Here is a 19328-nt window from a genome sequence, read left to right on the forward strand (position 1 = left end):
CGCCGAAGATGTTTTGGCGTGAGAGACAGATTTTCAGCTTTGATTCAGAGTCCGAAGGATTTTGCGCTGAGACAAGGCGGCAAACGAAGGAAAGGAAGGAGCATACAGAGGTATGTGACTGACTTTACGAGTGCAGCTAACGCGGTATCAGTGTAAAAGACACAGGACGAGCACAAAGAATTTGCCTGGCGGCTCTAGCGCGGTGGTCCCACCTGACCCCATGCCGAACTCAGAAGTGAAACGCCGTAGCGCCGATGGTAGTGTGGGGCTTCCCCATGTGAGAGTAGGACACTGCCAGGCATCAATTTAGCAGTAACCCGGATAAAACCGGGGGTTGTAGACAGTTTCGGTGGAGCGGTAGTTCAGTCGGTTAGAATACCTGCCTGTCACGCAGGGGGTCGCGGGTTCGAGTCCCGTCCGTTCCGCCACTTATTGAGAGCCCTGAGTGAAAACTCAGGGCTTTTTCATATCCTAATATATTGATTATTGCTGTTTTAGCAAAAATCCTCTGCGTTTTACGATCTGTTTTCCTGTCAGTGCTTCGTCCATAATCCTCGCATTAAACACAAACTGTGAAAAAGAGGAATTCTTATGTCTATCCCTGCATTTGGTCTTGGTACTTTCCGTCTGAACGACGATGTGGTTATCGCTTCTGTAAAAAACGCGCTGGAACTCGGCTACCGTGCCGTTGATACTGCGCAGATCTATGGCAACGAAGCGGCTGTTGGTCAGGCGATTGCAGAAAGCGGTGTTAAGCGTAGCGATCTGTTTATCACCACTAAGATCTGGATCGAGAATCTGAGCAAAGACAAACTGATCCCAAGTCTGAAAGAGAGCCTGCAGAAACTGCGTACCGATTATGTCGATCTGACGCTGATTCACTGGCCGTCCCCGAACGATGAAGTTTCTGTCGAAGAATTCATGCAGGCACTGCTGGAAGCGAAAAAACAGGGCCTGACTCGCGAAATCGGTATCTCTAACTTCACCATCCCGCTGATGGAAAAAGCCATCGCGGCGGTAGGTGCAGAGAACATCGCGACGAACCAGATTGAGCTGTCTCCGTACCTGCAGAACGGTAAAGTGGTTGACTGGGCGAAGGCTCACGGCATCCACATCACCTCTTACATGACGCTGGCTTACGGTAAGGCGCTGAAAGATGAAGTGATTGCACGTGTTGCTGCAAAACACAACGCCACCCCTGCTCAGGTCATCCTGGCATGGGCAATGGGCGAAGGTTATGCCGTCATCCCGTCTTCCACTAAACGTGAAAACCTGGCGAGCAACCTGCTGGCACGCGATCTGAAGCTGGATGCGGAAGATAAGAAAGCGATCGCTGCGCTTGATTGCAACGATCGTCTGGTTAGCCCGGAAGGCCTGGCGCCGAACTGGGATTAATCTCCAGAGTCGCGAGTGGCATTGCGCCACTCGCTTTTTTTATTTCATGTTCTGTTTAATGTATTCACTCAAGAAATCAATAAACGCCCGAATGCGAGTACTTACCGCTCTGTCGCTGTAATAGACCGCGCTGAATGGCATCTCGACCGGCAAACGTTTATCCGCCAGCAACTCGACAAAATCTCCCTTCGCAATCTCTTTATCCACCATATAGTCGGACAGACAGGCAATGCCATTGCCGCTCAGACAGAGATATTTTAGCGTTTCGCCGCTATTTGACGAGAGCCCGCACTGAATTTCAAAGAGTTGCCCGTCATTACAGGATACGGGCCATGTATTCAGGGAAACTGGCTCGGTGAAACCGAGGCACAAATGTTGTTTCAGTTCTTCCACGGTGTGCGGTGTGCCATGTTTCTCAAGATAATCCGGTGAAGCGATGATCTTCCGGTAGCTGTTGAACAGCGGACGCGCGCGCAGGCTGGAATCAGTGAGCGTCCCGGCCCGAATGGCAACATCCACTTTGCGCTCAATCAGGTTGATAAACGTTTCTGAGGAGACCAGCGAGAGCGTCATTTCAGGGTAGCGTTCCCGAAACGGCTTTATCAGCGGCATCAGAAAATGAAGCACCACCGGCGTGGCGGCATCGACGCGCAGCAAACCTCGCGGTGTATTTCGCGTCTCCATCAGCTCGTTTTCCGCAGCCGCCATTTCCTGCAACACCACCTGCATCCGGCGAAAATAACGCTCGCCTTCTTCGGTCAGGCTCAGCTGACGGGTGGTTCGGTTGAGCAGACTGACGCCCAGTTTTGATTCGAGTTTTTTGACGGCCCGGCTGACGGCGGAGTTGGCTTGATCGAGCTGTTCTGCCGCCCGGCTAAAGCTTCCACTTTCGACAACCGCGACAAAGATAGCAATTTCTTCAGAGGTTGCTTTCATTGTTGCTCCATGCGCAAAAATTCAATAATACAATGTTTCTGGTAAATAGCGTTGAAAGTATGAGCGGAAATCCCTATAACAGAAGAACCCGCGCGATTCTGGGCGGGTTTTTTGTCATTGAGGTTCGAAGCTAAAAGTGCGAAAGAATACCTATGCCATGCGTTATGTCGCCGGACAACCGGCGGAGCGGATCCTGCCACCGGGATCGTTTGCGAGCATTGGTACAGCGTTACCCGCAGGTGCGCCCATCAGCAGTGAAGAAAAAATACGGATCCTCGTCTGGAATATCTTCAAACAGCAGCGTGCTGAATGGATGTCGGTGCTGAAAAATTTCGGCAAAGATGCGCATCTGGTGTTATTGCAGGAGGCGCAAACCACGCCTGAACTGGTGTCGTTTGCGACAACGAATTATCTGGCGGCGGATCAGGTTCCCGCATTTGTGTTACCGCAGCATCCATCCGGAGTGATGACGCTGTCAGCGGCGCATCCCGTTTATTGTTGTCCTCTGCGCGAACGTGAGCCTATCCTGCGCCTGGCGAAGTCCGCGCTGGTGACGGTCTATCCGTTGCCGGACACTCGCCTGTTAATGGTCGTGAATATTCACGCGGTAAATTTTAGCCTGGGGGTGGATGTGTACAGTAAGCAGTTACTGCCTATTGGCGACCAGATTGCCCACCACAGCGGCCCGGTGATTATGGCCGGTGACTTTAATGCCTGGAGCCGCCCGCGCATGAACGCTCTGTACCGCTTTGCGCGCGAGATGTCCTTACGCGAAGTTCGCTTTACTGACGACAACCGCCGCCGCGCGTTTGGCCGTCCGCTCGATTTTGTTTTCTATCGCGGCCTCGCGGTGGATGAAGCCTCTGTGCTGGTCACCCGCGCGTCCGATCACAACCCGCTACTCGTCGAATTCAGTCCCGGCAAGCCTGATAAATAAAGGTATGTCAGGTCTGCCGTGGGGCAGACCTGATCTCAGTGCTGCCCTTCATTATCACTCATCAAAGGACAGCATATGACCACAGGTTCTCATCACGATAACGTCGAAAAACAGTTTGGCTCACAGGCGCAGGCCTATTTAACCAGCACGGTGCATGCCTCCGGGCGCGATCTCCAGCGTCTGGCTGAGCGGCTTTCCGCGTTCCCTCAGGCACAACTGCTGGATATGGGATGCGGAGCAGGGCATGCCAGCTTTGTGGCGGCAGGTAACGTGGCGAATGTCACAGCTTATGACTTATCCCGTCAGATGCTGGATGTTGTTGAGCAGGCCGCGCGGGAAAAAGGACTGAATAACATCCGCACACAACAGGGATACGCAGAAGCGCTGCCGTTTGCTGATGCCGCCTTTGATGTGGTGATTAGCCGTTACTCGGCCCACCACTGGCACGATGTAGGGCAGGCGTTGCGTGAGGTGAAACGGGTGCTCAAGCCTGGCGGGGTGTTCATCATGATGGATGTCATGTCGCCCGGGCATCCCGTTCGCGATATCTGGCTGCAAACGGTCGAAGCGCTGCGTGATACCTCACATGTGCGAAATTATTCAAGCGGCGAATGGTTAGCGCTGGTCAACGAGGCCGGGCTGATTACGCGAACGTTAACCACCGACAAATTACCGCTCGAGTTTTCTTCCTGGGTGGCGAGAATGCGCACGCCCCAGGCGCTGTGTGAGGCCATTCGGCTGTATCAGGACAGCGCGTCGGCTGAGGTGAAAACGTACTTTGCCCTGCAGGCGGAGGGATCGTTTACCAGCGACATCGTGATGCTGGAAGCATATAAATCCGAATAAAAACAAAAGGCACCGGTAAACGGTGCCTTTTTTAATTGATGCTGTTATCAGGATTCTGGTCTGCTGCTGTTTTTCACATACAGCGTTAGCTGATCGCCGGGTTGCAGGCTATCGGTACCGCCATTCCAGCGGACCACGTCACGAATGTTGACGCCATGACGTTTCGCGATGCTCGACAGTGAATCACCCTTACGTACGCGATAAGTGATGCTATCGCTGTTGCGGGCGAGACGCTGTGCGCTGCTACCTGCACCTACTGTCAGGTTCTGTCCCACTTTCAGGTTTGATCCACGCAGATTATTCCACTGCTGAAGATCTTTCGCCGATACGCCGAGGCGTGCGGCAATGCCCGAAAGTGTATCACCTGAGCGAACCTTATAGCTGCGACTGGCCAGTGGGGTGTTGTCGGCAACCAGCGTTGGCTGGACGGCGGCAATCTCACCTGAAGCCAGAGATTCACGCAGTTGATCCGCGTGCTTCTTTGGCACCATCACATACTTAGGTCCTGCTGCACCGAGGGTAGAACCCTTAATGCCAGCATTAAATGCTTTCAGCTTCGTCACAGAGATACCGGCCATATCCGCTACTTGTTTCAGATCCACCGGGTTATCCAGATGAACGCGCGCAAGTGCACGGCTTTCATCTGCGGTAGGTAACTGAACGCCATAACGTTTGCTGTTCTTGAGGATGTCGCTCAATGCCAGCATTTTAGGCACGTATACCCGGGTCTCCTGAGGTAATGAGAGTGACCAGAAGTCGGTGGGCTTGCCACGCGCTTTGTTCGCTTTCATCGCCTTCATTACACGACCCTCACCGCTGTTGTAAGCGGCAACCGTTAACAACCAGTCACCGTCAAACATCTTGTTAAGACGTTGCATCATGTCGAGAGCTGCCGTGGTAGAGGCAATCACATCACGACGCGCGTCATAACTGCGGGTCTGTTTCAAACCATAATTCCGCCCGGTGCTCGGTATGATCTGCCAGATGCCTGCGGCATTGGCGCCAGACGTTGCATGCGGGTCAAAAGCGCTCTCCACTATGGGTAGTAGTACCAGCTCCATGGGCATGTTACGTTTCTTAACTTGCCCTGCTATCCAGTACATATACGGCTCTGCCCGTAAAGTTACATCGTGGAGATAGCTCTTGTTACGCAAATACTTTTGTTTTTGTTCGCGAATCCGGTTGTTTTCCGGAATTCCCATCTTTAGCTCGTCGCCTATGAAAGCCCACAAGTCCTGATTCTGTGCGTAGAATGTTCCATCGTCCATCCATCGCGCCTGACTTATGAACTTTCCTGCTTCCCCTTGACCAGCTGCAGAAAGGCTCTGTGCATGTTGTTGGACGTTACCATCGTGCTTAGACGCCTGGCACCCCACCAGCAGGACAGAGGCGAGTAATATCGCTTTTGCCTTCATGTGTGTGTCAATAGTTGCTTAAAAGACGAGCAATCATAACGGCGAAGTTTTTAAAAGGCAACCCGGAATTTTCAGAAGTTGTCTTTCTTTACCCGTAACCAGGCGAATCGCTCTTCAGGTTGTTGCAATTTTGTTTCTTTCGATATTTCATTAATTAAATCAATGTCATCCGTACGTAAAAAAATATTTATTTGACGTTCATTTTTCAGAATTACGGGCAGTGTTTTTTGATTTTTTGCACGTAACTCCTTAACTTTAAGGTAATAATCATTTATCGCCGGATCATGGGGAAGAATGCTTAAGGCAAACTTTATATTTGTTAAAGTATACTCATGTGCGCAACAAATGAGCGTATCCGCCGGAAGTGCATTTATCTTCTGGAATGATTGATACATCTGCGTTGGCGTGCCTTCAAACAAACGACCGCAACCGCCTGAGAACATCGTGTCACCGCAGAAAAGATAAGGATCGCTGAAGAAACAGATATGTCCTAAAGTGTGACCTGGCGTAGAAATTACCCTAAATTTGCACCCCAAAATAGCCACCTCGTCGCCTTCATCTACGACTTTAGTTGTACCCTTATCTTGTGTTTCCGCAGGGCCATATACCACTACATCAGGAAAATGCTGGCGAAGTTCTTTCACGCCGCCAACATGATCATGGTGGTGGTGGGTGAGTAAAATCGCTTCGGGCTGCCACTGGTTTTCTTTTATTGCAGCAAGCACCGGCGCCGCCTCGCCAGGATCCACGATCAGGCAACGGCCATTATCGTCACTCAGAACCCAGATGTAGTTGTCCTGAAAGGCAGGAATACTGATAAGATTCATAAATTACCTCACAAAGCGTAGCGGAAGGTTGTAATGAAACCGGCAAGGATACCTCAAACAGTAGAAGCGCCCATCCACTGGTCAGAAATGCCGTGGGGGGAATACTATCGCGAGGCGCTGGAATATCAGCTTAAACCCTGGCTGGCCAAATTGTACGGTTTTCACCTGCTAAAGATTGGCAATCTCAGCGCGGAAATCAACACGGAAGCCTGCGCGATTTCGCATCAGGTTAATGTGTCGCTGCGGGGCGAACCGATGCAGGTCAAAGCCGATCCGCTGTGGTTGCCGTTTGCCGAAAAATCAGTGGATGCCTGCATGCTGGCACATACGCTGCCCTGGTGTCAGGATCCTCATCGTCTGCTGCGCGAAGTGGATCGCGTGTTGATCGACGATGGCTGGCTCATTCTGAGCGGTTTTAACCCGGTGAGCCTGATGGGCATGCGCAAGCTGGTGCCGGTGTTAAGAAAAAGCACGCCCTACAATAGCCGAATGTTTACCATGATGCGCCAGATGGACTGGCTGGCGCTGCTGAATTTTGAGGTGCTGCACTACGGCCGTTTTCAGGTTTTACCCTGGACCCGGCAGGGCGGGCGGCTCCTCAGCACGCATATTCCCGCGCTGGGGTGCCTGCAACTGATTGTCGCCCGTAAGCGCACCATTCCGTTGACGTTAAACCCGATGCGGCAGAGCAAAGCAAAAACACAGCTGAGACCTGCGGTAGGGGCGACCCGGCAATACCGCAAGCCCTACGACTAATTATTCGGGCTGATAACCCGTATCGTCGAACGCGGGGTTGCAGGCAGCGGCCCGCGCCAGCTCATCGCAGCGTTCGTTTTCCGGGTGCCCGGCGTGGCCTTTAACCCACTCCCAGCGGATCTGATGCTGGCTGAGCGCGGTATCCAGGCGCTGCCAGAGATCGACATTCTTGACCGGTTTTTTATCGGCTGTTTTCCAGCCACGCTTTTTCCAGTTGTGGATCCACTGGGTGATCCCCTGACGAACGTACTGGCTGTCTGTGCTCAGCACGATTTCGCAATGCTCTTTCAGGGCTTCGAGCGCGACAATCGCCGCCATCAACTCCATGCGATTGTTAGTGGTAAGATGATAACCTGCGCTAAAGGTTTTTTCGTGCTGGCGATAGCGTAAAATAGCACCGTAGCCACCCGGCCCTGGATTGCCGAGGCAAGAACCATCGGTGAAAATTTCTACCTGTTTAAGCATCTCTGGTAGACTTCCTGTGATTAAAACGACAAGTCTGACATAAATGACCGTGATGAGCACTGCAATTACACGACAGATCGTCCTCGATACTGAAACCACCGGTATGAATCAGATCGGTGCCCACTACGAAGGGCATAAGATCATCGAAATCGGTGCCGTCGAGGTGATTAACCGTCGCCTGACGGGCAACAACTTCCACGTCTACCTGAAGCCGGACCGGCTGGTGGATCCGGAAGCGTTTATGGTTCACGGCATCGCCGACGAATTCCTGCTGGACAAGCCCACGTTCGGGGACGTCGCTGATGAGTTTCTGGAGTATATCCGCGGCGCGGAACTCGTCATTCATAACGCCTCGTTTGATATTGGCTTTATGGATTATGAGTTCGCGAAACTCAATCGCGGTATTCCGAAAACGGACACCTTCTGTAAAGTCACCGACAGCCTGGCGCTGGCGAGACGCATGTTCCCAGGCAAAAGGAACAGCCTTGATGCGCTTTGTTCCCGCTACGAAATAGACAACACCAAGCGTACGCTGCACGGGGCATTGCTCGATGCCGAGATCCTCGCAGATGTTTACCTGACGATGACCGGCGGGCAAACCTCCATGGCCTTTGCGGTGGACGGCGAGTCGCAACAGCAGGCGGGTGATGTAGGGATTCAGCGCGTTGTTCGGGCAGCCAGCAAATTACGCGTTGTTTTAGCCAGCGATGACGAGCTGGTGGCGCATGAATCGCGGCTTGATCTGGTGGAGAAAAAAGGGGGAAGCTGCCTCTGGCGCGCCTGAATTTGCAGTGAGTAATGCGAAAATCGCCGTGTGGGTGAAATTTGCAGCAAACGATTCAAAATGCCGGAAAAAGCGTTGACGGGGGAGTGGGTAATCCGTAATATGCGCCTCGTTCCCAACGGAACAACAACGCGGAGCGGTAGTTCAGTCGGTTAGAATACCTGCCTGTCACGCAGGGGGGCGCGGGTTCGAGTCCCGTCCGTTCCGCCACTATTCAGAAGGCCTGAATCAGCAATGATTCAGGCCTTCGTCGTTTTAGCGGCCCAGTGTAAACGGGTCCGCATCCTGCCAGGCGGGAAACTTCTCCCGATATTCCTGCAAAAGCTCCAGCGATAACTCAGCATCAAGTCGTGTCGCCTGATGCGCCTCGGCAGAGGCGAGAATTTCACCCTGCGGACTGATGATACGGCTGTCGCCGCGGTAATGATGCCCGTTACCGTCGGTACCGACGCGGTTACAGCCTGCCACATACGCCAGGTTTTCTATCGCTCTGGCGATAAGCAACGACTGCCAGTGCAGCGAGCGCGGCGCTGGCCAGTTCGCCACATACAGCGCCAGATCGTAATCATCACGGTTACGCGACCACACCGGGAAGCGCAGGTCGTAGCACACCAGCGGAAGAATGCGCCAGCCACGCCATTCGAAGACGACGCGTTCATTCCCTGCCTGGTAATAATGGTGTTCATCCGCCATACGAAACAGATGACGTTTATCGTAAAAATGCACGTGGCCGCCAGGCTCGACCAGCAAAAAACGGTTTACCGCACCGCGTTCCGTCTGCAGCGCGGCACTCCCGGCAACCAGCGCCTGCGTCTGCTGTGCTTTGGCGCGCATCCACGCGACGACCTCGTCCTGAGGCAGCGACTGCTGCGCTGCTTCCATGGCAAAACCTGTAGTAAACATTTCCGGCAGGACGATCAGATCCCGCCCGGTAAGGTCTTCCAGCTGGAGATCAAAATGGCGCAGGTTTGCCGGGCCATCCATCCAGACCAGCGGCTGCTGCAATAACGTAATTTTCAAGCCAGACACTATTGTGACCTCCTGAATTGAAGATGCGTGCTAATCACTGTATCACCATATTTGCCCTCTGTGTGTAGCCGAAAATTACCATAAAAAAAACGGAACCCGCAGGCTCCGTTTTGGTTTTGTACGGTGATCAGGCCGCTTCAGTTTTGCGTAACGGCGCTACCGGCTTTACCGGCTGTGCCGCCAGCGCGTCGGCCTCGAAGTCGTCGACATTAATACTGCGCAGACGGCTGACTTCCGCCCGGGTGAGGATCTCCGCTTCATCCTGATTGATTAACCCCTTCGCCAGCGCATTTCTTGCCAGTTCATCCAGACGGGTAAACGGCAGGTTTTTGCCAATCTCTTTGCAGATGCGCTGATGAATCGGATCGGCGGCGATCACATCCAGCAATGCCTGCTCCAGCAGACCCACCGGGTTATGCTCGCTCGGCGTCAGATACTGACCACGGCCAATGCGGGAGCGGGTCGCGCCCGGCAGTTGCAGGATCTTCGCCACTTTATGATCCAGCTTATCGGACGGCGCCGTGTAGTGACGACCGGTCGGGAAGATGACAAATCGCATAGCGCCTGCAATAAAGCGGTTCGGGAAGTTGCGCAGCAGATCGTCAATCGCCTGTTCCGCCTGATGCAGCGCATCCTGAACGCCCCAGTGAACCAGCGGCAAATCGGCTTCGTGACGGCCTTCATCGTCATAGCGTTTCAGCACGGCGGAGGCCAGGAAGAGCTGGCTCAGCACATCGCCAAGACGCGCGGAGATCCGCTCGCGGCGCTTCAGGCTGCCGCCCAGCACGGCCATAGAAACATCGGACAACAGCGCCAGGTTAGCACTCAGACGATTCAGGTGCTGGTAGTAACGTTTGGTCGCATCATTCGTCGGTGTGCTGCTGGTGAGGCCACGTGTCAGGCCCAGCCAGAAGCTGCGCACTTTATTGCTGCCGACATGACCGATATGTTTAAACAGCAGTTTATCGAAAGCATTCACGTCGTTAGTCTGTGCGGCGGCCATTTCATCCAGCACGTACGGATGGCAACGGATCGCCCCCTGGCCAAAGATCATCATGCTACGGGTGAGAATGTTCGCCCCTTCAACAGTGATGGCGATCGGTGCGCCCTGATAATGGCGGGCAAGGAAGTTGCCTTCGCCCAGCATGATGCCTTTACCACCGGTAATATCCATCGCATCGATGATGGATTGCTGACCACGGTGGGTACAATGATATTTCACGATAGCCGACAGCACGGCCGGTTTTTCACCGAGCATAATGCCGTAGGTGATAAGCGATGCCGCGGCGTCCATCACATAGGCGTTACCAGCAATACGCGCCAGCGGCTCTTCAATCCCTTCCATTTTACCGATAGAGATTTTGAACTGGCGACGAATATGCGCGTAGGCGCCGGTCGCCATAGCGACAGATTTCAGACCGCCAGTGGCGTTCGATGGCAGCGTAATGCCACGGCCAACGGACAAGCATTCAACCAGCATTCTCCAGCCCTGACCCGCCATTTTCGGGCCGCCGATGATGTAATCGATCGGCACGAAGATATCTTTCCCGTGGGTCGGACCGTTCTGGAACGGTACGTTAAGCGGGAAGTGGCGACGGCCAATTTCAACACCCGGCGTGCTGGTGGGGATCAGCGCACAGGTAATCCCTGGCTCTGCTTCGCCGCCCAGCAGTTTATCCGGATCGGAGAGTTTGAAGGCCAGACCGAGCACGGTGGCGATAGGTGCCAGCGTGATGTAGCGTTTGTTCCAGGTGAGGCGCATACCGAGCACCTGCTCGCCCTGCCATTCACCCATGCAGACCACGCCAGTATCCGGGATTGCACCCGCATCGGAGCCCGCTTCCGGGCTGGTCAGCGCAAAGCAGGGGATCTCCTGTCCACGCGCCAGACGCGGCAGATAATGATTTTTTTGTTCGTCGGTACCGTAATGCTGCAGCAGTTCGCCCGGGCCTAAGGAGTTAGGCACACCCACGGTGATCGCCAGGATCCCGGAAACCCCGGACAGTTTCTGCAACACGCGGGACTGCGCATAAGCGGAAAATTCCAGACCGCCGTACTCTTTTTTGATGATCATCGCGAAGAAGCGGTGCTCTTTCAGGAACGCCCACAATTCCGGCGGCAAATCGGCCATTTCATGGGTGATCTGGAAATCGTTCGCCATGCGGCAGGCTTCTTCCACCGGGCCGTCCAGGAACGCCTGTTCTTCTTCCGTCAGGCGCGGCTGCGGATAGTTATGCAGTTTTTTCCAGTCCGGATGACCCTGGAACAGATCGCCTTCCCACCAGGTAGTACCGGCATCAATCGCCTCTTTTTCCGTCCGTGACATTGGCGGCATCACTTTACGGAAGGTGCGGAACACCGGCGCGGAAATCATCGATTTACGCATCGGGGCAACGTTGAACGGCAACAGAATGATCGCCAGCGGCACCAGCAGCCAGATGTTCCACAGCCCGGCAAGGCCCAGCGCCGCAGTCCAGGCCAGCAAAACCACGCTGCTGAGCAGCAGGTTTACCCGGTGATAGAAGAGCGCGCCGAGTAAAACGAGGGTTGCAACAATACTCAAAATCATCATAAAGAAAAGCTCCCTTGCTTGTAGGAGGTCTGACCACTTGTGATGATATGGTTGTAGTGGATGCGATTTGTTTTAGCAATGTGTTTACAAAATAATTACAACCTGGCTCACATTGTCATTGCAGAATGAGGCACGGAAAATCAAAGGCCCGGTTTTTTACCATGGCTTTAGCTTCTCGCTACTGGCGCTATCCGGTACACTGCAACGTGTCTTATCAATCAATGCTGAAGGATTATCCTCATGTACCAGGATCTTATTCGTAACGAACTGAACGAAGCAGCAGACACTCTGGCTAACTTCCTGAAAGATGAAGCAAATATTCACGCTATCCAGCGTGCGGCCGTTCTGCTGGCAGACAGCTTCAAAGCCGGTGGTAAAGTGCTCTCCTGTGGTAACGGCGGTTCGCATTGTGATGCTATGCATTTTGCGGAAGAACTGACCGGTCGGTATCGTGAAAACCGTCCAGGCTATCCAGGGATCGCGATTTCTGACGTCAGCCATCTGTCCTGCGTCAGCAATGATTTCGGCTATGACTATGTCTTTTCGCGTTATGTTGAAGCGGTAGGCCGGGAAGGCGACGTGCTGCTGGGGATCTCCACCTCCGGCAATTCCGGCAACGTGATCAAAGCCATCGACGCGGCGCGTGCGAAGGGCATGAAAGTGATTACCCTCACGGGCAAAGACGGCGGCAAAATGGCCGGAAATGCGGATGTTGAAATTCGTGTGCCACATTTTGGCTATGCAGATCGCATTCAGGAGATCCATATTAAGGTGATCCACATCCTGATTATGCTGATCGAAAAAGAGATGGTGAAAGCGTAATGATGTCGGGGGGCGACCCCCGTTAACGCGTATGAGGTGATGTATGTGCGAACTGCTCGGGATGAGCGCTAATGTGCCAACCGATATTTGCTTCAGTTTTACCGGGCTTGTCCAGCGTGGGGGCGGAACCGGGCCGCATAAAGACGGCTGGGGAATTACGTTCTACGAAGGCAAAGGCTGTCGCACATTTAAAGATCCCGAACCCAGCTTTCAGTCACCGATTGCCAGGCTGGTGCAGGAATATCCCATCAAATCCCGCTCTGTTATCGCCCATATTCGCCAGGCGAATCGCGGTATTGTCTCGCTGGAAAACACCCATCCTTTTACCCGTGAGTTGTGGGGCCGCAACTGGACCTACGCCCATAACGGGCAACTAACGGGATATAAATCGCTGGAAACCGGCAACTTCCGCCCGGTGGGAGACACTGACAGCGAAAAAGCGTTTTGCTGGATGTTGCATAAGCTGACCCAGCGCTACCCGCGCACTCCAGGCAACATGACCGCAGTGTTCCGCTATATCGCGGTGCTGGCTGAAGAGATGCGTAAAAAAGGCGTCTTTAATATGTTGCTGTCGGACGGGCGTTATGTGATGGCGTTTTGTTCCACCAACCTGTTCTGGATCACCCGTCGCGCGCCGTTTGGCGTCGCGAAGCTGCTCGATCAGGACGTGGAAATTGATTTTCAGACCGAAACCACACCGAATGATGTGGTGACGGTCATTGCGACGCAACCGCTGACCACCAATGAAACCTGGCACAAAGTTATGCCAGGCGAGTGGGCGTTATTTTGCCTTGGGGAGCGTGTAGTTTGATGCCAGCTGCGGCTGGACGACATCGCTGGTCAGCGGCTTGCTGACCACATAACGGCCATCAACCACTGAGACCATCGGCGGTTTGTGGGTTTGCTCGAAGTAGTCATACCCCGGCTTCAGTTGCGCCCAGAAATCTTTGTAGTAGGAGTATTTGTGGCGCTGCATATTGGCGTCGGTCATACGGAACGGGTAGATGCTGACCTGAACGCTTGACTGGCCAAACACCAGCGCGCCGGTGACAAACTGGAAAATCTCATCAATGCCAGAGTCGGTCATGGCGTAGCAGCCAATGGACACGCAGGCGCCGTGGATCATCAGGTACTTACCTTCATAGCCGTGCGCACGGTCAAACGCGTTCGGGAAGCCGATATTAATGGCTTTATAAAAGCGGCTGTCGGGTTTGAGTTGATTACGGCTGACGTTGTAAAACCCTTCCGGACTTTTGAAATCGCCCTGACGTTGTTTCGGGCCCAGGCCGCCGGAATAGTTACAAATTTTGTAGCTATCGAGGAGTTGATACGTCTCGCCCATCTTCACGAACAGATCGAGCGTGCGCTCTTCTTTGAAGATCTGGATATAAACCGGCGACCCCATCAACTGCTGCTTATATTCTTTACTGACCGGCGTAGTGCCATGGTTGCTGCTCAGCAGCCCCGCGAACGAGACGCACGGAATCAGGAGCATCGCAATAAAGAATGCGATTTTGCGCATACAACTTGTTCCTTGATAAAACTTAACCCACATGCCAGGACGGCAAAAGAAACCCGAAATCAGACTAATCTGGAAGTTAGTGCGCTCACATTAGCACCACCGCAGTTTTTCGCAAGCCCGGATTACGCTGTTTACACTTTCGCCTTTCTTTATACCGTAAATGGCGATGCGCGACAGCCAGAAGTTTGAGCAATAGTTCTCAAAAAATTGCCCTCCCGGGCCGAATTACTGAGCGTTTGCGGCAGAAAATGATAAACTCCCGGCGTCATTTGACGGTACAGGAAAGGACGCGTTTCCCATCTCCTGCTGGCAAGGATACATGCCAGTGCCACTCGGCCTTTCTTAAGTTTCATTTATCAATACGCTGGCTTCAGCGCAAGCTGATGTTTCGTTAACGGATACCTGCTAACCATATGATTAAAATCACAAAAGGGCTAGATTTGCCCATAGCTGGCATGCCACAACAGCAGATTTCCGAGGGAGCGACGGTAAAACAGATAGCGCTACTCGGTGAAGAGTACGTCGGTATGCGACCGTCGATGGCCGTTCAGGAAGGTGAACGAGTCAAAAAAGGGCAACTGCTTTTTGAAGACAAAAAAAATCCGGGCGTCCGGTTTACCGCGCCGGTGAGCGGTGTGGTCAGCGCCATTCACCGTGGCGAGCGCCGTGTGCTGCAGGCGGTGGTGATTGACATCGACGGCGATGGAGCGATCGAGTTCCCCCGTTTCCCGGTAAGTGAACTGGCGACGCTGCCCGCGGAGCAGGTGCAGGAGCAACTGCTGGCCTCCGGGCTGTGGACGGCGCTACGCACGCGCCCTTTCAGCAAAACCCCCGTGCCGGGCACGGAACCGGCGGCGATTTTCGTCAACGCCATGGACACCAACCCGCTGGCGGCCGATCCGCAACCGATCATTTTCATGTATCGCGAGGCGTTCAATGCGGGCCTGACGGTACTGACGCGTCTGACGAAAGGGATGGTCCATGTCTGCCAGGCGAGCGGCGGCAAACTTGGCGGTCACCCTGCCGGGCAGGTGAAGTTTAACGAATTTACTGGTCCGCATCCGGCGGGTCTGGTGGGCACACACATTCATTTCCTCGCGCCGGTCAGCCTGAAAAAGCAGGTCTGGCATCTCAATTACCAGGATGTCATCGCCATCGGTAAGTTGTTTACCGATGGGGAGCTCTGGAGCGAGCGCATCATCGCGCTTGGCGGCCCGCAGGTGAAAAATCCGCGGCTGGTACGCACCGTTCCCGGCGCAAGCCTTGATGCCCTGCTGACAGGTGAACTTCAGGACGGTGAAAACCGGGTGATTTCCGGTTCGGTCCTGAGCGGAACCCACGCTGTCGGGCCGCGCGCTTTCCTTGGGCGTTTTCACCTGCAGGTGAGCGTGGTCAGAGAAGGGCGCGACAAAGAGTTGTTTGGTTGGGTGATGCCGGGGAAAGAGAAACACTCGGTAACCCGCACCACGCTGGGTCACTTCCTGAAACACAAGCTGTTTAACTTTTCCACTGATACGCACGGCGGCGAACGCGCCATGGTGCCGATTGGCAACTACGAGCGGGTCATGCCGCTGGATATTTTGCCGACCATGCTGCTGCGTGATCTGTTGTCCGGCGATACCGACAGCGCCCAGGCGCTGGGCTGTCTGGAGCTGGATGAAGAAGATCTGGCGCTGTGTACCTATGTCTGCCCGGCAAAATATGAGTACGGACCGGTGCTGCGCGAGGTGTTAACCCGCATTGAGCAGGAAGGATAAGTGATGGGCTTAAAACATCTTCTGGAAAAAATCGAGCCGCACTTTACCCACGGCGGCAAACTGCAAAAGTATTATCCGTTGTATGAAGCGGCGGCGACGATCTTCTACACGCCAGGGCAGGTGACGAAAGGGGCATCGCATGTTCGCGACGCCATCGATCTGAAGCGAATGATGATTCTGGTCTGGTTCGCGGTATTCCCGGCCATGTTCTGGGGCATGTACAACGTCGGGCTGCAAACCATTCCGGCGCTTAATAAAATGTACGGCGCGGAGCAGTTACCACAGATTATCGCCAGCAACTGGCATTACAGCGTGGCGCAATGGCTGGGCGTCAGTTTCAGCCCGGACGCGGGCTGGATAAGCATGATGGGGCTTGGCGCGGTCTACTTCCTGCCGATTTATCTCACCGTCTTTATCGTCGGTGGCTTCTGGGAAGTGGTGTTCGCGATTATTCGTAAGCATGAGATCAACGAAGGCTTCTTCGTGACCTCGATCCTGTTTGCGCTGATCGTTCCGCCCACATTACCGCTCCGGCAGGCCGCACTCGGCATTTCGTTCGGCGTGGTGATTGCCAAAGAGATTTTCGGCGGCACAGGGCGTAACTTCCTCAACCCGGCGCTGGCCGGACGCGCATTCCTCTTCTTTGCCTATCCGGCACAAATCTCCGGCGATCTGGTCTGGACGGCGGCAGACGGTTTTTCCGGCGCCACGCCGCTTTCCCAGTGGGCGAGTCACGGGGGCGAAGCGCTGGTTAACGTCGTGACCGGTCAGCCGGTCAGCTGGATGGATGCCTTCCTCGGCAATATTCCCGGCTCGATTGGTGAAGTCTCCACGCTGATGATCCTCATCGGCGGCGCTATCATCATTTTTGGCCGCGTGGCGTCATGGCGCATCGTGGCAGGCGTAATGCTCGGCATGATCGTCACCGCCACGCTGTTTAACCTGACAGGCTCCGACAGCAATCCGCTGTTCGCCATGCCGTGGTACTGGCATCTGGTGCTGGGCGGCTTCGCCTTCGGCATGATGTTTATGGCCACCGACCCGGTATCAGCCTCATTTACTGACAAAGGGAAATGGTGCTACGGAGCGCTGATCGGCGTGATGTGCGTGCTGATCCGGGTGGTTAACCCGGCGTATCCGGAAGGCATGATGCTGGCTATCTTGTTCGCCAATCTTTTTGCGCCGCTGTTCGATTATCTGGTGGTGCAGGCCAACATTAAGCGGAGGAAGTCGCGTGGCTGAGAATAAAAGTAACGATAGCATCGGTAAAACGTTGCTGGTGGTACTGGTGCTTTGCCTGGTGTGCTCCATTGTGGTGGCGGGATCTGCCGTTGGCCTGAAAGCGCGCCAGCAGACGCAGCGCGCGCTGGATAAGCAGCGCAATATCCTGTCGGTAGCCGGGCTGATGCAGCAGGGCATGAGCGCTGACGATGTAGCCAACGTCTTCGCGACCCGCATTACCCCGCGTCTGGTGGATCTCAACACCGGCGCGCTGCTGGACAAAGACCCCGCGTCGTTTAACCAGGCGCAGGCGCTGAAGGATGCGGAGCAAAGCATCACGCTGGAGGCGAGTCAGGATCCGGCAGGCATCAAGCGTCGCAGTAATATCGTTGAAATTTACCTGGTGCGCGATGCGCAGCAACGAGTGCAGGAAATTGTTCTGCCGGTTTACGGCAACGGTCTGTGGTCAATGATGTACGCCTTTGTCGCGCTGGATACTGACGGACGCACGGTGAAAGGCATCACTTATTACGATCAAGGCGAAACGCCGGGGCTGGGGGGCGAAATCGAAAACCCGAACTGGCGCGCGCAGTTTATCGGCAAAAAAGTGGTGGATGATAACGGCATGCCCGCGCTGAAAGTGGTGAAAGGCAGTGCGCGTCAGGGGGATGAATACGCGGTGGATGGCCTGTCCGGCGCCACGCTGACGTCAAACGGCGTGCAGCACAGTTTTGATTTCTGGATGGGCTCGCTCGGTTTTGGCCCCTTCCTGAAGCAGGTTCGTGACGGAGGGCTGAATAATGGCTGAACTCGGTGATATGAAAGAAGTGAAACGGGTGCTGGTGGGGCCGTTTATTGCCAACAACCCGATCGCATTGCAGGTGCTGGGTGTCTGTTCGGCGCTGGCGGTGACCACCAAACTGGAAACCGCCTTCGTCATGACCATCGCGGTGACGCTGGTGACAGCGTTCTCCAGCATGTTTATCTCGATGATCCGCCACCATATTCCCAACAGCGTGCGCATTATCGTGCAGATGGCGATCATCGCGTCGCTGGTGATTGTCGTGGATCAACTGCTGCGCGCCTTCGCGTATGAAGTGTCAAAACAGCTCTCGGTTTTTGTCGGGCTGATCATCACTAACTGTATCGTAATGGGCCGCGCAGAAGCCTACGCCATGAAATCGCCACCACTGGCGAGCTTTATGGACGGCATCGGCAACGGCCTGGGTTACGGCGCGATCCTGCTGATTGTCGGTTTCCTGCGTGAGCTGATTGGCAGCGGCAAACTGTTTGGCATCACGGTGCTGGAAACGGTGCAGAACGGCGGCTGGTATCTGCCGAACGGTCTGTTTCTGCTGGCGCCGAGCGCGTTTTTCATTATCGGTCTGCTGATCTGGGCGCTGCGCACGTGGAAGCCAGAACAGCAGGAAAAGGAGTAACCGATCATGGCCCATTACCTGAGTTTGTTTGTGCGCGCGGTGTTTGTTGAAAACATGGCGCTGGCCTTCTTCCTCGGCATGTGTACGTTCCTTGCGGTGTCGAAAAAGGTCTCAACCGCCTTTGGTCTTGGCATCGCGGTGACCGTGGTGCTGGGGATTTCCGTGCCGGTGAATAACCTGGTCTACAACCTGGTGCTGCGCGATGGCGCGCTGGTCGATGGCGTGGATCTGAGTTTCCTCAACTTCATCACCTTTATTGGCGTGATCGCCGCTCTGGTGCAGATCCTCGAGATGATCCTCGATAAGTACTTCCCGGCGCTGTATAACGCGCTGGGGATCTTCCTGCCGCTTATCACCGTCAACTGCGCAATTTTTGGCGGCGTCTCGTTTATGGTGCAGCGCGATTATAACTTCACTGAATCTGTTGTTTACGGCTTCGGTTCCGGAATTGGCTGGCTGCTGGCGATCGTCGCCATGGCCGGTATCCGCGAAAAAATGAAATACGCCAACGTGCCGGCCGGTCTGCGCGGCCTTGGGATCACTTTCATTACCACCGGTTTGATGGCGCTGGGCTTTATGTCCTTCTCCGGTGTGCAGCTGTAAGG

The 19328-nt window shown here is 54.4% G+C and carries 19 protein-coding genes, 2 tRNA genes and 1 rRNA gene; 15 read left to right on the plus strand and 7 right to left on the minus strand.

Features of this window, described 5'->3' with window-relative positions:
• Positions 1-184: 184 nt before the first annotated feature.
• The 3 genes from rrf (at position 185) to dkgB (ending at position 1395) form a co-directional block, all read left to right on the plus strand.
• Positions 185-300: ribosomal RNA gene (gene rrf / locus AOY23_RS16125) — 5S ribosomal RNA — on the plus strand.
• 51 nt (positions 301-351) lie between these two features.
• Positions 352-428, plus strand: a tRNA-Asp gene (locus AOY23_RS16130).
• Between the two features lie 163 nt (positions 429-591).
• A complete protein-coding gene (gene dkgB, locus AOY23_RS16135) occupies positions 592-1395 on the plus strand; it encodes a 2,5-didehydrogluconate reductase DkgB (protein ID WP_054180563.1) in 804 nt (267 codons plus the stop codon).
• Between the two features lie 39 nt (positions 1396-1434).
• On the opposite strand, the gene yafC is transcribed toward dkgB, so the two are convergent.
• Positions 1435-2331, minus strand: coding sequence for a DNA-binding transcriptional regulator YafC (yafC, locus tag AOY23_RS16140; protein ID WP_054180562.1), 897 nt, complete (start codon positions 2329-2331; stop codon positions 1435-1437).
• Between the two features lie 136 nt (positions 2332-2467).
• Between yafC and AOY23_RS16145 the strand changes: the two genes are divergently transcribed.
• Entirely contained in the window at positions 2468-3268 is an 801-nt protein-coding gene (locus AOY23_RS16145) for an endonuclease/exonuclease/phosphatase family protein (protein WP_072171033.1), read from the plus strand.
• A gap of 75 nt (positions 3269-3343) precedes the next feature.
• Positions 3344-4114, plus strand: coding sequence for a class I SAM-dependent methyltransferase (locus AOY23_RS16150; RefSeq protein ID WP_054180560.1), 771 nt, complete (start codon positions 3344-3346; stop codon positions 4112-4114).
• Between the two features lie 47 nt (positions 4115-4161).
• Here AOY23_RS16150 and mltD read toward each other — a convergent pair whose 3' ends face one another.
• The gene (mltD, locus tag AOY23_RS16155) at positions 4162-5529 is read right to left on the minus strand and encodes a murein transglycosylase D (RefSeq protein ID WP_054180559.1); all 1368 of its coding nucleotides are present in this window, start codon (positions 5527-5529) and stop codon (positions 4162-4164) included.
• A 71-nt stretch (positions 5530-5600) separates the two neighbouring features.
• Positions 5601-6356 carry a hydroxyacylglutathione hydrolase gene (gloB, locus tag AOY23_RS16160; RefSeq protein WP_054180558.1) on the minus strand — a complete coding sequence of 252 codons (756 nt, stop codon included), beginning with the start codon at positions 6354-6356 and terminating at the stop codon, positions 5601-5603.
• Positions 6357-6389: 33 nt separating this feature from the next.
• On the opposite strand from gloB, the gene AOY23_RS16165 reads away from it, so the two are divergent.
• A complete protein-coding gene (locus AOY23_RS16165; protein ID WP_054180557.1) occupies positions 6390-7112 on the plus strand; it encodes a class I SAM-dependent methyltransferase in 723 nt (240 codons plus the stop codon).
• On the opposite strand, the gene rnhA is transcribed toward AOY23_RS16165, so the two are convergent.
• The gene (gene rnhA / locus AOY23_RS16170) at positions 7113-7577 is read right to left on the minus strand and encodes a ribonuclease HI (protein ID WP_054180556.1); all 465 of its coding nucleotides are present in this window, start codon (positions 7575-7577) and stop codon (positions 7113-7115) included.
• A 52-nt stretch (positions 7578-7629) separates the two neighbouring features.
• On the opposite strand from rnhA, the gene dnaQ reads away from it, so the two are divergent.
• Entirely contained in the window at positions 7630-8361 is a 732-nt protein-coding gene (gene dnaQ, locus AOY23_RS16175) for a DNA polymerase III subunit epsilon (protein WP_054180555.1), read from the plus strand.
• Between the two features lie 133 nt (positions 8362-8494).
• Positions 8495-8571 (plus strand) — tRNA-Asp (locus AOY23_RS16180).
• 45 nt (positions 8572-8616) lie between these two features.
• Here the strand turns inward: AOY23_RS16180 and AOY23_RS16185 are convergent.
• Together AOY23_RS16185 and fadE are read right to left on the minus strand one after the other, a co-directional pair.
• Complete coding sequence (locus AOY23_RS16185) at positions 8617-9390, minus strand: amidohydrolase (RefSeq protein ID WP_054180554.1); 774 nt, start codon at positions 9388-9390, stop codon at positions 8617-8619.
• Positions 9391-9517: 127 nt separating this feature from the next.
• On the minus strand, positions 9518-11962 hold the full coding sequence (fadE, locus tag AOY23_RS16190) for an acyl-CoA dehydrogenase FadE (RefSeq protein ID WP_054180553.1): 2445 nt from the start codon (positions 11960-11962) through the stop codon (positions 9518-9520).
• Positions 11963-12202: 240 nt separating this feature from the next.
• Between fadE and lpcA the strand changes: the two genes are divergently transcribed.
• Together lpcA and AOY23_RS16200 are read left to right on the plus strand one after the other, a co-directional pair.
• On the plus strand, positions 12203-12784 hold the full coding sequence (lpcA, locus tag AOY23_RS16195) for a D-sedoheptulose 7-phosphate isomerase (protein WP_038155472.1): 582 nt from the start codon (positions 12203-12205) through the stop codon (positions 12782-12784).
• A gap of 43 nt (positions 12785-12827) precedes the next feature.
• Positions 12828-13595, plus strand: coding sequence for a class II glutamine amidotransferase (locus tag AOY23_RS16200; protein ID WP_054180552.1), 768 nt, complete (start codon positions 12828-12830; stop codon positions 13593-13595).
• On the opposite strand, the gene dpaA is transcribed toward AOY23_RS16200, so the two are convergent.
• Positions 13566-14306 (minus strand): peptidoglycan meso-diaminopimelic acid protein amidase, encoded by a 741-nt coding sequence (gene dpaA, locus AOY23_RS16205; RefSeq protein ID WP_054180551.1) that lies wholly within the window; start codon positions 14304-14306, stop codon positions 13566-13568. The two genes, AOY23_RS16200 and dpaA, sit on opposite strands and share 30 nt — an antisense overlap.
• 413 nt (positions 14307-14719) lie before the next feature.
• On the opposite strand from dpaA, the gene AOY23_RS16210 reads away from it, so the two are divergent.
• The 5 genes from AOY23_RS16210 to nqrE are packed head-to-tail and all read left to right on the plus strand — an operon-like array spanning position 14720 to position 19326.
• Complete coding sequence (locus AOY23_RS16210) at positions 14720-16063, plus strand: Na(+)-translocating NADH-quinone reductase subunit A (RefSeq protein WP_054180550.1); 1344 nt, start codon at positions 14720-14722, stop codon at positions 16061-16063.
• Positions 16064-16066: 3 nt separating this feature from the next.
• Positions 16067-17305 (plus strand): NADH:ubiquinone reductase (Na(+)-transporting) subunit B, encoded by a 1239-nt coding sequence (locus AOY23_RS16215; protein ID WP_054180549.1) that lies wholly within the window; start codon positions 16067-16069, stop codon positions 17303-17305.
• A complete protein-coding gene (locus tag AOY23_RS16220) occupies positions 17298-18092 on the plus strand; it encodes a Na(+)-translocating NADH-quinone reductase subunit C (protein ID WP_054180548.1) in 795 nt (264 codons plus the stop codon). The genes AOY23_RS16215 and AOY23_RS16220 overlap by 8 nt, the downstream gene beginning before the upstream one ends.
• Positions 18085-18723, plus strand: coding sequence for an NADH:ubiquinone reductase (Na(+)-transporting) subunit D (locus tag AOY23_RS16225; protein ID WP_054180547.1), 639 nt, complete (start codon positions 18085-18087; stop codon positions 18721-18723). Before AOY23_RS16220 ends, AOY23_RS16225 begins: the two co-directional genes overlap by 8 nt.
• Positions 18724-18729: 6 nt before the next feature.
• Positions 18730-19326 carry an NADH:ubiquinone reductase (Na(+)-transporting) subunit E gene (gene nqrE, locus AOY23_RS16230; protein WP_054180546.1) on the plus strand — a complete coding sequence of 199 codons (597 nt, stop codon included), beginning with the start codon at positions 18730-18732 and terminating at the stop codon, positions 19324-19326.
• Positions 19327-19328 lie beyond the last annotated feature (2 nt).

It is taken from the genome of Trabulsiella odontotermitis, assembly GCF_001297775.1.
Classification (GTDB): Bacteria; Pseudomonadota; Gammaproteobacteria; order Enterobacterales; family Enterobacteriaceae; genus Trabulsiella; species Trabulsiella odontotermitis.